This is a genomic window from Hydrogenophaga sp. SNF1 (assembly GCF_034421675.1).
In the GTDB taxonomy this organism is placed as follows: domain Bacteria; phylum Pseudomonadota; class Gammaproteobacteria; order Burkholderiales; family Burkholderiaceae_C; genus Hydrogenophaga; species Hydrogenophaga borbori.
The window spans coordinates 3,647,600-3,659,666 of sequence record NZ_CP139793.1 but is presented as its reverse complement, the minus strand read 5'-3'; the positions used below and the strand labels follow the sequence as shown (position 1 = coordinate 3,659,666).

General features: G+C 70.6%; 13 protein-coding genes. 9 read left to right on the top strand and 4 right to left on the bottom strand.

Annotated features, from left to right (window positions below; all coding sequences use genetic code 11):
* Positions 1–29 precede the first annotated feature (29 nt).
* From grxC to SOM08_RS17540, 3 genes are all read left to right on the top strand, one after another.
* Entirely contained in the window at positions 30–290 is a 261-nt protein-coding gene (grxC, locus tag SOM08_RS17550; protein ID WP_070397259.1) for a glutaredoxin 3, read from the top strand.
* A gap of 96 nt (positions 291–386) precedes the next feature.
* Positions 387–845, top strand: coding sequence for a protein-export chaperone SecB (gene secB / locus SOM08_RS17545; RefSeq protein WP_322469400.1), 459 nt, complete (start codon positions 387–389; stop codon positions 843–845).
* A gap of 10 nt (positions 846–855) precedes the next feature.
* Positions 856–1,878: an NAD(P)H-dependent glycerol-3-phosphate dehydrogenase gene (locus SOM08_RS17540; RefSeq protein ID WP_322469399.1), complete on the top strand. Its 1,023-nt coding sequence runs from the start codon at positions 856–858 to the stop codon at positions 1,876–1,878.
* A gap of 15 nt (positions 1,879–1,893) precedes the next feature.
* Here the strand turns inward: SOM08_RS17540 and panC are convergent, their stop codons facing one another.
* Together panC and panB are read right to left on the bottom strand one after the other, a co-directional pair.
* Complete coding sequence (gene panC, locus SOM08_RS17535) at positions 1,894–2,745, bottom strand: pantoate--beta-alanine ligase (protein WP_116960671.1); 852 nt, start codon at positions 2,743–2,745, stop codon at positions 1,894–1,896.
* Between the two features lies 1 nt (position 2,746).
* A complete protein-coding gene (gene panB, locus SOM08_RS17530; protein WP_322469398.1) occupies positions 2,747–3,622 on the bottom strand; it encodes a 3-methyl-2-oxobutanoate hydroxymethyltransferase in 876 nt (291 codons plus the stop codon).
* 122 nt (positions 3,623–3,744) lie between these two features.
* On the opposite strand from panB, the gene nadC reads away from it, so the two are divergent.
* The 6 genes from nadC to SOM08_RS17500 all read left to right on the top strand — a co-directional run bounded on the left by nadC (position 3,745) and on the right by SOM08_RS17500 (position 9,498).
* A complete protein-coding gene (gene nadC, locus SOM08_RS17525; RefSeq protein WP_116960670.1) occupies positions 3,745–4,608 on the top strand; it encodes a carboxylating nicotinate-nucleotide diphosphorylase in 864 nt (287 codons plus the stop codon).
* An 11-nt stretch (positions 4,609–4,619) separates the two neighbouring features.
* The gene (gene nadA / locus SOM08_RS17520) at positions 4,620–5,723 is read left to right on the top strand and encodes a quinolinate synthase NadA (RefSeq protein ID WP_116960669.1); all 1,104 of its coding nucleotides are present in this window, start codon (positions 4,620–4,622) and stop codon (positions 5,721–5,723) included.
* Positions 5,720–7,480 carry an aminodeoxychorismate synthase component I gene (gene pabB, locus SOM08_RS17515; RefSeq protein WP_322469397.1) on the top strand — a complete coding sequence of 587 codons (1,761 nt, stop codon included), beginning with the start codon at positions 5,720–5,722 and terminating at the stop codon, positions 7,478–7,480. The genes nadA and pabB overlap by 4 nt, the downstream gene beginning before the upstream one ends.
* A 104-nt stretch (positions 7,481–7,584) precedes the next feature.
* Positions 7,585–7,851 carry a hypothetical protein gene (locus tag SOM08_RS17510; protein WP_322469396.1) on the top strand — a complete coding sequence of 89 codons (267 nt, stop codon included), beginning with the start codon at positions 7,585–7,587 and terminating at the stop codon, positions 7,849–7,851.
* Complete coding sequence (locus tag SOM08_RS17505; protein WP_322469395.1) at positions 7,809–8,837, top strand: S-layer family protein; 1,029 nt, start codon at positions 7,809–7,811, stop codon at positions 8,835–8,837. The genes SOM08_RS17510 and SOM08_RS17505 overlap by 43 nt, the downstream gene beginning before the upstream one ends.
* Positions 8,838–8,850: 13 nt before the next feature.
* Positions 8,851–9,498, top strand: a complete 648-nt coding sequence (locus tag SOM08_RS17500; protein WP_322469394.1) for a hypothetical protein — start codon at positions 8,851–8,853, stop codon at positions 9,496–9,498.
* Between the two features lie 50 nt (positions 9,499–9,548).
* On the opposite strand, the gene nadB is transcribed toward SOM08_RS17500, so the two are convergent.
* Positions 9,549–11,150 (bottom strand): L-aspartate oxidase, encoded by a 1,602-nt coding sequence (nadB, locus tag SOM08_RS17495; protein ID WP_116960825.1) that lies wholly within the window; start codon positions 11,148–11,150, stop codon positions 9,549–9,551.
* Between the two features lie 52 nt (positions 11,151–11,202).
* A complete protein-coding gene (locus SOM08_RS17490) occupies positions 11,203–12,057 on the bottom strand; it encodes a segregation and condensation protein A (protein WP_070397269.1) in 855 nt (284 codons plus the stop codon).
* Positions 12,058–12,067: the final 10 nt, after the last annotated feature.

Genomic DNA, 12,067 nt, shown 5'->3' with positions numbered 1-12,067 from the left:
ATCTGGGTTTTGCCTCGCCGAGCGCCCGCATGCCCAAGGTCACCATCTACTCCAGCGACTACTGCCCCTACTGCCACCGCGCCAAGGCGCTGCTTCAGGCCCGCGGCGTGACGGACTACGAAGAGATCGTGGTCGATGGCCAGCCCGAACTGCGCGCCCGCATGGCGGAACGGGCGGGGCGCACCAGCGTGCCGCAAATCTTCATCGGCGACACCCACGTGGGGGGCTGCGACGACCTGCACGCGCTGGACGCGCGCGGCGGCCTGGCCCCGCTGCTGCAGGCCGCCTGACGGGCGGCCGCCATTCGCGGCTGACATAATCCGTCGCTGTGCCCGCTGAGGGACTTCCCCGGCGGGCTTTTTCATTCCCGACACCCGAGACGCACCATGGCCGACACCGACACGCCCGTTTTCCAGATCCAGCGCATCTACCTCAAGGAAGCCTCGCTGGAGCAGCCCAACTCGCCGGCCATCCTGCTCGAGCAGGAGCAGCCCACGGTGGACATCCAGCTCGGCGTGGATGCCCAGCCCGTGGCCGAGGGCGTGTTCGAGGTGCGCGTGACGGCCACCGTCACCACCAAGATCAAGGACAAGACGGTGTTTCTGGTGGAATGCAAGCAGGCCGGCATCTTCGAGATCCGCAACCTGCCCGAAGATCAGATGGGCCCGATCATGGGCATCGCCTGCCCGCAGATCGTCTACCCCTACCTGCGCGGCAACGTGGCCGACGTGATCCAGCGCGCCGGCTTCCCGCCCGTGCACCTGGCCGAGATCAACTTCCAGGCCATGTACGAGCAGCAGCAGGCGGGTCAGGACACGGCCGAGGCGCCGCGCATCATCACCTGATCTCCCGCGCATGACGCACGCCGCACCGCCGCGCACCGTGGTGCTGGGCGCCGGCGCCTGGGGCACGGCGCTGGCCATCGCGGGCGCGCGGCTCGGCGCCACCCGCGTGAGCCTGTGGGCGCGCGACCCGGCGCAGGCCATCGCCATCGACCGCCAGCGCGAGAACCAGCGCTACCTGCCCGGTCTGGCCCTGCCCGAGGGCCTGTGCGTGGCCTCAGGCGAGGCCGCGCCCCTGCTGGCCGAGGCCGACTTGGTCATCGTGGCCACGCCCATGGCCGCGCTGCGCGGCTGGCTGCAGGAACTGCGCGGCCTGGCCGTGCCCGTGGCCTGGCTCTGCAAGGGCTTCGAGCGCGCGGCCTCGGCCGACGAGGCGGGCCTGCTGGGCCATGAGATTGCCGCCGCCGTGGCGCCAGACCTGCCCACCGGGGTGCTCAGCGGCCCCAGCTTCGCGCAGGAGGTGGCGCGCGGCCAGCCCACGGCGCTGGTGGCCGCCAGCGCGCGCGCCGACGTGCGCGAGGCCCTGGTCAACGCCTTCCATGGGCCGACGCTGCGGATCTACGCCAACGACGACGTGGCCGGCGTGGAAGTCGGCGGCGCGGTGAAGAACGTGCTGGCCATCGCCACCGGCCTGTGCGACGGCCTGAACCTGGGCCTGAACGCGCGCGCCGCGCTCATCACGCGCGGCCTGGCCGAGATGACCCGCCTGGGCCTGGCCCTGGGCGCGCGCGCCGAGACCTTCATGGGGCTGTCCGGCCTGGGCGACCTGGTGCTCACGGCCACGGGTGACCTGTCGCGCAACCGGCAGGTGGGGCGGCTCCTGGCCAAGGGCCAAACGCTGGAGCAGGCGGTGGCCTCGCTGGGCCACGTGGCGGAGGGCGTGTACAGCGCGCGCACCGTGGCGCAGCGCGCCCAGCGGCTGGGCGTGGACATGCCCATCACCGACGCGGTGGTGGCCCTGCTCGAAGGCCGGCTGCGGCCCGATGAGGCGGTGGCCGCGCTCATGGGGCGTGACCCCAAGGCCGAAGGCCTCTGAGGCCGGGTCGGCGCCTCAGATCTCCAGGTTGTCGATCAGGCGCGTATTGCCGAGCCGCGCGGCGCCCAGCACCACCAGCGCATCGCCCGCCTTCGGCGCCTGCAGGTCCTCGCGGCGGCGCACCGTCAGGTAGTCGGGCTGCCAGCCGCGCGCGGCCAGGGCCTGCATGGCGCGCTGCTCCAGGGCGGGCAGCTGGCGCTCCAGGCCGTCGGCCGCCGCCAGCGCGTCGCGCGCCAGGGCGCGCAACGCCAGCGAGAGCTGGACCGCCTCGGCGCGCTCGCTCTCGCTCAGGTAGCTGTTGCGCGAGCTCAGCGCCAGGCCGTCGGCGGCGCGCTCGGTGGCGGCGCTCACGATGTCGATGGGCAGCGCGAGCTGCTTCACCATGCGGCGCACGACCAATTGCTGCTGGTAGTCCTTGAGGCCGAACAGCGCGCTGCGCCGGCCCTTGGCCTCGCTGAACACGCATTGGAAGAGCTTCATCACCACCGTGCACACGCCGGTGAAGAAGCCGGGGCGGAAATGGCCTTCGAGGATGTCGGCGAGCTCGGCGGGCGGCTGCACCTTGAAGCCCTGGGGCTCGGGGTACATCTCGCGTTCGCTGGGCGCGAACACGATGTCGCAGCCCGCGCCGCGCAGCTTCTCGCAGTCGGCCTCCAGGGTGCGTGGGTAGGTGTCGAAGTCCTCGTGCGGCGCGAACTGCAAGCGGTTGACGAAGATGCTCGCCACGGCCACGTCGCCCAGCGGCTTGGCGGCCTTCATCAGCGCGAGGTGGCCGGCGTGCAGGTTGCCCATGGTGGCCACCAGGGCGGGGGAATCGAAGGGCCGCAGCGCGTCGCGCAGTTCGGCGATGGTGTGAACGACTTTCATCTCACCAGGCGTGCAGGCTGTCATCGGGGAACTGGCCGCTCTTGACGGCACTGACGAAATTGGCCATGGCCTCGCGCACCGAGCTGGCGCCGTCCATGAAGTTGCGCACGAACTTCGGGTTCTTGCCCAGGTTGATGCCCAGCATGTCGTGCATCACCAGCACCTGGCCGGCCGTGCCTTTGCCGGCGCCGATGCCGATGGTGTGGCAGCGCGGCAGCTGCTGGGTGATCTCGGCCGCCAGCGCGGCCGGCACCATCTCCAGCACCAGCATGGTGGCGCCGGCGTCCTGCAGTTCGAGCGCGTGGCGCTTGAGCGTGAGCGCAGCCTGGTCGTCGCGCCCCTGCACGCGGTAGCCGCCGAGTGCGTGCACGGTCTGTGGCGTGAGGCCCAGGTGGGCGCAGACGGGGATGCCACGCTCGACCAGGAAGCGCACGGTGTCGGCGGTCCAGCCGCCGCCTTCGAGCTTGATCATGTGCGCGCCCGCGCGCACCAGCTGCGCGGCGCTGCGCATGGCCTGTTCCTTCGACTCGTGGTAGCTGCCGAAGGGCAGGTCGCCCAGCAGCCAGGCCGTGCCCTGCACGCGGCGCAGACCGCGCGCCACGCTTTCCACGTGGTAGGCCATGGTCTCCAGCGTCACGCCGGCGGTGCTGGCCAGGCCCTGGCAGACCATGCCGAGCGAATCGCCGACCAGGATGCATTCGACGCCGGCCGCGTCCGCGACGGCCGCGAAGGTGGCGTCGTAGGCGGTCAGCATGGTGATCTTTTCGCCGCGCTCGCGCAGCTCGGCCAGTCGTGGAAGGCTCACGGGCTTGCGGGCGGGCAGGGGAGAGGCCGCCGGCAGCGTGCCGTAGGGCGTGGCGGGGGTGGGGTTGCTCATGTCGTGGTCCGGCGCGGGCCAGGCGGTGAACGAGAATGCGGGACTATAGTGCATTGCACCATTCGGATGCGTGCCCGCCGGACGGTCTTTCCGGCGGCCCTTTCACCGGCCTTTTCCCCACGATGAAACACCTCAGCGACTACACCTCCGCCGACATCGCCGCGCTGGCCGCGCAGGACGTCGCGCGCGCCCTGGCCGAAGACGTGGCCACGGGTGACCTCACCGCCGCGCTGGTCGACGCGTCACGCCCGGCCCGCGCCCGCGTGATCGCGCGCGAGAGCGCCGTGTTGTGCGGCACGCCCTGGGTCGCCGCCGCCGTGCATGCGCTCGACCCCCAGGCCACGCTCACCTGGCACGTGGCCGAGGGCGCGCGCTGCGAGCCCGACCAGACCGTGCTCAGCATCGAAGGCCGCGCGCAGCCGCTGCTGACGGCCGAGCGCACGGCGCTGAACTTCCTGCAACTGCTGTCGGCCGTGGCCACGCAGACGGCCTCCTATGTGGCGGCCGTGGCCGGCACCCGCGCGGCCATCGTCGACACGCGCAAGACCCTGCCGGGCCTGCGGCTGGCGCAGAAGATCGCCGTGACCACCGGCGGTGGCGTGAACCACCGCATCGGCCTGTTCGACGCCGTGCTGATCAAGGAGAACCACATCGCCGCCGCGGGCGGCGTGGCCGCGGTGCTGCAGCGCGTGCGCGACACCGCGCCGGCCGCGCGCTTCGTCGAGATCGAGGTCGAGACGCTGGCGCAGCTCGACGAGGCCCTGGCCTGCGGCGCCACCATGGTGCTGCTGGACAACATGGACCTGCCCACGCTGCGCGAGGCCGTGCGCCGCAACGCCGGCCGCGCCATCCTGGAGATCTCGGGCGGCGTGAACCTGTCCACCGTGCGGGCGCTTGCAGAAACAGGTGTCGACCGCATCTCCATCGGGGCCCTGACGAAGGACGTCAAGGCGATCGACTTTTCCATGCGCTTCGAGGCGCTGTGAGGAGGACTGGCATGAGCAACGAAGCCATCATCGACGTCGAATACGAACAACCCGCCTGCCCCACGCAGCACGCCTGGGCGCGCGTGCCGGTGGAGCCCGGGCCGAAGCAGCGCGCCGAGCTCATGGAGCGCATCAAGCGCCTGCTGAAGGAGCGCAACGCGGTCATGGTCTCGCACTACTACGTGCACCCCGACCTGCAGGATCTGGCCATCGCCACCGGCGGCATCGTGAGCGATTCGCTGGAGATGGCGCGTTTCGGGCGCGACCACCCGGCCACCACGCTGGTGGTCTCGGGCGTGCGCTTCATGGGCGAGACGGCCAAGATCCTGAGCCCGGAGAAGACCGTGCTCATGCCCGACCTGGACGCCAACTGCTCGCTGGACCTCGGCTGCCCGATCGATGAGTTCAGCGCCTTCTGCGACGCGCACCCCGACCGCACCGTGGTGGTCTACGCCAACACCAGCGCGGCGGTGAAGGCGCGCGCCGACTGGCTGGTCACCAGCAGCTGCGCGCTGGACATCGTGCGCGCGCTGAAAGACAAGGGCCACAAGATCCTCTGGGCGCCCGACAAGCACCTGGGCGGCTACATCCAGCGCGAGACCGGCGCCGACATGCTGATGTGGAACGGCTCGTGCATCGTGCACGACGAGTTCAAGGCCTTCGAGCTGGCGGCGCTCAAGCAGGAGCACCCGCAGGCCAAGGTGCTGGTGCACCCCGAGAGCCCGGCCGACGTGATCGCGCTGGCCGACGCGGTGGGTTCCACCTCGGCCATCCTCAAGGCCGCCAAGGAACTGGACGCGCCCGAGTTCATCGTCGCCACCGACAAGGGCATGATGCACATGCTGCGCCAGCAGAACCCGGGCAAGGTCTTCATCGAGGCGCCCACGGCCGGCAACAGCGCCACCTGCAAGAGCTGCGCGCACTGCCCCTGGATGGCCATGAACGGGCTGGCGGGCGTGGCCCAGGTGCTGGAAAAGGGTCTCAACCAGATTCACGTGGACCCCGGGCTGATCCCGCGCGCGCGCCTGCCCATCGACCGCATGCTGGCCTTCACCGCCGCGCACAAGGCGGGCCAGGACGCGGGCGCGCTGGTGCCGAACATCGGCGCGGCGTGAGCGCCGGGGGCGTGCACGCCCGGCTCGCCTTCGCGGCGAGCGGTCTGGCGTCGCACGCCGCGCTGCGGCTGGACTTCGGCGCGCCGCGCGCCGTGCTGCGGGCCGCGGCGCTGTCCGAGGTCGTGCCGGTGATCGAGGCCGCGCAGGCCGCCGCGCGGCAGGGCGCCTGGGTGGTGGGCTGGCTGGCCTACGAGGCCGCGGGCGCGTTCGACCCCGCCCTGCCCACGCACGCGCCCGAGGGGTCATTGGCCTGGTTCGGCGTGCACGATGCCCCGCTGTCGATGGACACCGACCCGCCGCGCGACCCACCCGCCGTGCGCGCGCGCTGGACCGATGCGCCCGGCGCCCGCGCGGATGTCGACGCCGCGCTGGCGGACCTGCTGCAGGCCATCGAGGCCGGCGAGGTCTACCAGGTGAACCACACCGGGCGCTGGCGCGGCGAGCTGAACGAAGGCCACGCGCTCGATCTGTTCGAGCGCCTGCGGCGCGAGCAGCCCGCCGATTACGCGGCCTTTGTCGACGGCGGCGGGCAGCAGGTGCTGAGCCTGTCGCCCGAGCTGTTCTTCGACTGGGACGGCGACCAGGTGCTGACGCGGCCCATGAAAGGCACCGCGCCGCGCGGCCTGGACCCGCGCGAGGACGCCGCGCAGGCCGCGCGCCTGGTGGCCTGCCCCAAGGAGCGCGCCGAGAACGTGATGGTGGTCGACCTGCTGCGCAACGACCTCTCCCGGGTCGCGCGACCCGGTTCGGTGGCGGTGCCCTCGCTGTTCGACGCCCGCCCGCTGCCCACGGTGTGGCAGATGACCTCCGACGTGCGCGCGCGCACGCGGCCGGGGGTGGCGCTGGTGGAGCTGCTGCGCGCCCTGTTCCCTTGCGGTTCGGTCACCGGCGCGCCCAAGCGCCAGGCCATGCGCCGCATCGTGCAGCACGAGACCAGCGCACGCGGCGTGTATTGCGGCGCCGTGGGCGTGCTGCGGCCGGGCGGCGGCGCCACCTTCAACGTGGCCATCCGCACGGTGGTGGTTCGCGAGCGTGCCCTGACCCTGGGCGTGGGCAGCGGCGTCACGGCGGGTTCGCGCGCGCGGGCCGAATGGCGCGAATGGCAGCACAAGGGCGCCTTCGCGGTGCGCGCGGCCGAACCGTTCGAGCTGCTGGAAACCCTGCTGCTGGAGGACGGCCGCTGGCGGTATGAGCCGCGCCACCGAGCGCGCATGGCGGGCTCGGCACGCCACTTGGGCTTCGCCTGGACCGACGAGGCCTGGTCGCGGGCCTTGCGCGCGCTGGCCGAGGCGCATCCCTCGGGCCCCTGGCGCGTGCGCGTGCTCTGCCCACGCGACGGACGCGTGCGGGCCACGGCCCATGCCATGGCCGTCACGCCGACGCCGGTGCGCCTGCGCTTGGCCGAGCACCCCTTCGCGGCCGCGCATTCGCCCTTCGTGCGCCACAAGACCACGCGCCGCGCGCACTACGAAGCGGCCGAACGCGTGGCGCCCGGGGTGTTCGACACGCTGCTGTGGAACGACGACGGCGAGCTGACCGAGTGCACGCGCGGCAACATCGCCCTGCGCTTCGACGACGGATGGGTCACGCCGGCGCTGGACTGCGGCCTGCTGCCGGGCATCGCCCGGCAGCAGGCCTTGGACGAAGGGCGTTTGCGCGAAGCGGTGGTGCCGCTGTCGGCCCTGGAGCGGGTGCGGGAGTGGGCCTTCCTCAACAGCCTGCGCGGCTGGCTGCCGGCGGTGCTGGACGGGCGCTGAACCAGCGCGCCGGCCGCCGGCCGGCCTTGCATACCCCCCGCCCGTTGTGACCGCGCGCCGCGGTTGTAATTCGCGCCTTTTCCAAGGCCGACCGCTTGCGCCCCGTGACCCTTCAACGCCCGATGCAGGCCTGTGGCCTGCTGCTCTTCCTGCTTGTCGCGCCCGCCGGGGCGCAGACCGCGGCCGAGGCCGGCGCGCGCGCGCCCATCGAACACCGCCGGGCCGAAGAGCGCCAACTGCAGCAGCGCGAGGCGTTGCAACGCGGCGCCGAGGTGTGGGGCACGCCCGATGGTCCGCTGCCTGCACTGCGCTGGACGTCGAGGCCCGCGTGCTCATCAACGCCAACGAGCACCTGCAGACCGAGGTCGTGAGCGACGGGGGTGGCACCACCACGCGCACCCTGTACTTCAGCCTCAGGCGCCAAGGCACGGCCTACACCTGGGGCGTGGTCGACCACACCTGCGAGGTGCTCACCTGCCAGACCCACTACGGCTGGGTGCAGACCCCCATCGACCAGCGCATCCCCATCCCACTCAAGGTGAAGGCGCTGCGCCAGGAGCAAGGCGCCGCCGACGCGCCCCAGGCGCCCTCCGTGGAGCTCGATAACGCCCTGTTCAAGCCCAGCGCCAACCCCGCGGCCCCCTACCTCATCGAGACCGACCCGCGCTTTGCCGGGCGGCGCCAGTGGATGGGCTCGGACCACCAGTTGGCCCTGCTGGGCGTCGATCCCAGCACCCTCCAGAAGCGCCTGGGCGACGGCTTCATCGAACAGCGCCTGGTGCGCGAGCAGATCACCCAACTGACGGGCCAGCGCTTCCTGGGCGACTTCAGCGACGACGAAGCGCAATACATGGCGCTCCTGGAGGCCGGCGCCACCTATGCCCAGGCCCACCAACTGCGCCCGGGCATCGCCCTCACGGCCGAGCAGGTGGCCGCGCTCACCAGCGACATCGTCTGGCTGGAGACCCAGGTTGTCACGCTGCCCGACGGCAGCACGCAGAGCGTCCTGCTCCCCCGGGTCTACCTCATGCCCAGGCCAGGCGACCTGGCCCCCGATGGCAGCCTGATCGCCGGGCGCCAGGTACAGCTGAACCTCAGCGGCGCGCTGCTCAACGGCGGCACGGTGGCCGGGCGCGAGCTGGTGCTCATCGACGCCCAAGGGGTTCAAAGCAGCGGGCGCATCCGCAGCGAGGGCGTCACCGCGCTCACCCCTGACAAAGTCTGGTTCGAGGGCCTATACAGCCAAGGTGAAGGCGGCGAGGTCAGCTTCGCCCAATACAAGCTCGCCGTGCAAACCTACGTGCGCTTTCTCGCCGATCCGGAACACAAGCCGATCGAGGTCGAATTCCCGAACTGACGTGCTCTTGACGATGAATGCCGAAACCTTTGGCCGGATCAGGCTGTTGATGAGCTGCGTCGTGTTTTCCGCCAGCTCAGTACTGACGGGGTGCGCGGCTCCTCCTATTCAGTACTATCCCGACGCCGAACAAGCGATCGAAGATGAGGTGGGGTCCGCGCCACCGCCAGGAAGCGCCATCGTTGAGTTCACGACGAACTCCGTGGCGATCGCGGTCTTTCAACGGCGTGTGGGAGACAAGCTGTGTGAGCCCGAATCCGAGGACATCGCCGCACGCGTCAGAAGGCGCGAGATGCTCTCGGCTTCCGTACAGCGCTTTCATGGTCTGGCCAACTTCATGTCCTTGGGCAATCTGAATCGGATCGAGAAACTGCCAAGGACCAAGATCACCCACTACCCCGCTGGCCAGGCGATCGCCTTCGCGGCCACCACGTACATCAACGACGCCTCCTGCGGCCCATTGTTTCTGCGGTTCACACCGGAGGAGGGCAAACACTATTCGCTGTCGACGGATTTGCAGGACCACATCTGCCGATTGAGCATTCGAGAGCTGGTCGAAACAGAACAGGCGCGCCCCGTGAAGCACTCGCGTTGGTGGTGCAGCAAGCCATTCCTGGGTATCGGCAAGCCCACGCTCATTGGCCCCGACGAGATCAATTGACGTGATCCCGGCAGAACCACGTTACCGTTGGTGCGGGCTCGCTGGCTGCCTCACCGCCCCGGTGGCACCAGAATCGTCGGCTTCGCCTCGGGCAGCATGCCCGGGTGGTCCAGGCTGAAATGCAGGCCGCGGCTTTCGCGGCGCAGCATGGCCGACATGACGATCAGGTCGGCCACCTGCACCAGGTTGCGCAGCTCCAGCAGGTCGCGCGTGACGTGGAACTGCGCGTAGAACTCGTGGATTTCGCGCTGCAGCAGGGTGATGCGGTGCGCCGCACGCTCCAGGCGCTTGTCGGTGCGCACGATGCCCACGTAGTCCCACATGAAGCGGCGCAGCTCGTCCCAGTTGTGCGAGATGACCACCATCTCGTCGGCGTCGGTCACGCGGCTGTCGTCCCATAAGGGCAGCGCCGGCGTGTCGGGCGCCTGGTGCGCTCGGATGGCGCTGGCCGCCGCCTGCGCGAAGACCATGCACTCCACCAGCGAATTGCTCGCCAGCCGGTTGGCGCCATGCAGGCCGGTGCAGGTGGTTTCGCCCACAGCGTACAGGCCGGCGATCTCGGTGTGGCCCTGCAGGTCGGTGACGACGCCGCCGCAGGTGTAGTGCGCGGCCGGCACCACCGGGATGGGCTCCTGGGTGATGTCGATGCCCAGCTCGGCGCAGCGCGCCAGGATGTTGGGGAAGTGCTCGCGCAGGAACTCGGGGCTCTGGTGCGAGATGTCCAGGTGCACGCAGTCCAGACCGTGCTTCTTCATCTCGAAGTCGATCGCGCGCGCCACGACGTCGCGCGGCGCCAGCTCGGCGCGCGGGTCGTGGTCGGGCATGAAGCGGTGGCCGCCCAGGTCGCCCAGGTGCGGCGGCAGCTTGAGGATGCCGCCCTCGCCGCGCACGGCCTCGGTGATGAGGAAGCTCTTGGCGTGCGGGTGGTACAGGCAGGTGGGGTGGAACTGGATGAACTCCATGTTGGCCACCTGGCAGCCCGCGCGCCACGCGGCGGCGATGCCGTCGCCCGTGGCGGTATCGGGGTTGGTGGTGTACAGGTAGACCTTGCCCGCACCGCCGGTGGCCAGCACGGTGTGGCGGGCCGCGAAGGTGACCACCTCGTCGCGCACGGTGTCGAGCACATAGGCGCCAAAGCAGCGGCGCTCGCCGTTGCCGCCGACGTGGCGCTCGGTGATCAGGTCCACCAGCATGTGGTGCTCGAACACCTGGATGCCGGGCGTGGCCTTCACGCGCTCGACCAGGGTGGCCTGCACGGCGGCGCCGGTGGCATCGGCCGCGTGCACGATGCGCCGGTGGCTGTGGCCGCCCTCGCGCGTGAGGTGCAGCTCGCCGTCGGCGGTGGAAAAAGGTACGCCCAGCTCGCGCAGCCAGGCGATGGCGGCGGGCGCGTTCTCCACCGTGAACTCGGTGGCCTCGCGGTCGCTCAGCCCGGCACCGGCCACCAGGGTGTCTTCCACGTGCGAGGCGTAGCTGTCGCCCTCGGCCAGCACGGCGGCGATGCCACCCTGGGCCCAGTTGCTCGAACCGTCGAGCAGGGCGCGCTTGGTGATGACGGCCACGCGGTGGGTGGCGCTCAGGTGCAGGGCGGCGCTCAGGCCGGCCAGGCCGCTGCCGATGATGAGGACGTCGAAACGGTGAAGGTCGGTCATGGCGGTGGAGGAGACCGTGGGCGCGCCGCGCGGCGGTGGCGGGTGGGCGGGCTCAGGAAGTGGGGGTATAGGCCAGGCGAACGTAGATGGGCGCGAAGGCCTCGGCCTGGGTCAGCTCGATCAGGGTTTCCTTGGCGAGCTCGAGCATGGCGATGAAGGTCACGACCACCACCGGCACGCCCCGGCTGGTGTCGAACAGGTCACCGAATTCGACGAACTGGCGGCCCTGCAGCTGGCGCAGCACGATGCTCATGTGCTCGCGCACCGACAGCTCCTCGCGGCTGATCTTGTGGTGCTGCACGAGCTTGGCGCGCTTGAGGATGTCGCGCCAGGCGCTCTGCAGGTCGACCATGTCCACGTCGGGAAAGCGCGGCTGCAGCGCCTGCTCGACATAGATCTGGGCGCGCAGGAAATCGCGGCCGTACTGGGGCACCTCGGACAGGCGCTGCGCAGCCAGCTTCATCTGCTCGTACTCGAGCAGGCGGCGCACGAGTTCGGCGCGCGGGTCCTCGGCTTCTTCGCCCTCGGCCGTTTTCTTGGGCGGCAGCAGCATGCGCGACTTGATCTCGATCAGCATCGCGGCCATCAGCAGGTACTCGGCCGCCAGTTCGAGGTTGTTGGCGCGGATTTCCTCGACGTACTCCAGGTACTGGCGCGTGACCCCGGCCATGGGGATGTCGAGGATGTTGAAGTTCTGCTTGCGGATCAGGTAGAGCAGCAGGTCCAGCGGACCCTCGAAGGCCTCGAGGAAGACGCGCAGCGCGTCGGGCGGGATGTACAGGTCCTGCGGCAGCTTGAACAGCGGCTCGCCGTAGAGCCGCGCCAGCGCCACGTTGTCGACCACCGAAGGCAGCACCTCGTCGAGGCCCTGCGGGGCTTCGTCCAGGGAGGGCGCCGGTTCGGTCATGGTCGCCGGC

What these genes read in the sequence shown, in the direction of transcription:
- secB (WP_322469400.1), top strand. Translation starts at nt 387, where the DNA reads ATGGCCGACACCGACACGCCCGTTTTCCAGATCCAGCGCATCTACCTC.
- grxC (WP_070397259.1), top strand. Translation starts at nt 30, where the DNA reads ATGCCCAAGGTCACCATCTACTCCAGCGACTACTGCCCCTACTGCCAC.
- SOM08_RS17500 (WP_322469394.1), top strand. Translation starts at nt 8,851, where the DNA reads ATGAATGCCGAAACCTTTGGCCGGATCAGGCTGTTGATGAGCTGCGTC.
- SOM08_RS17490 (WP_070397269.1), bottom strand. Translation starts at nt 12,057, where the DNA reads ATGACCGAACCGGCGCCCTCCCTGGACGAAGCCCCGCAGGGCCTCGAC.
- nadA (WP_116960669.1), top strand. Translation starts at nt 4,620, where the DNA reads ATGAGCAACGAAGCCATCATCGACGTCGAATACGAACAACCCGCCTGC.
- nadC (WP_116960670.1), top strand. Translation starts at nt 3,745, where the DNA reads ATGAAACACCTCAGCGACTACACCTCCGCCGACATCGCCGCGCTGGCC.
- panC (WP_116960671.1), bottom strand. Translation starts at nt 2,745, where the DNA reads ATGAAAGTCGTTCACACCATCGCCGAACTGCGCGACGCGCTGCGGCCC.
- panB (WP_322469398.1), bottom strand. Translation starts at nt 3,622, where the DNA reads ATGAGCAACCCCACCCCCGCCACGCCCTACGGCACGCTGCCGGCGGCC.
- SOM08_RS17540 (WP_322469399.1), top strand. Translation starts at nt 856, where the DNA reads ATGACGCACGCCGCACCGCCGCGCACCGTGGTGCTGGGCGCCGGCGCC.
- nadB (WP_116960825.1), bottom strand. Translation starts at nt 11,150, where the DNA reads ATGACCGACCTTCACCGTTTCGACGTCCTCATCATCGGCAGCGGCCTG.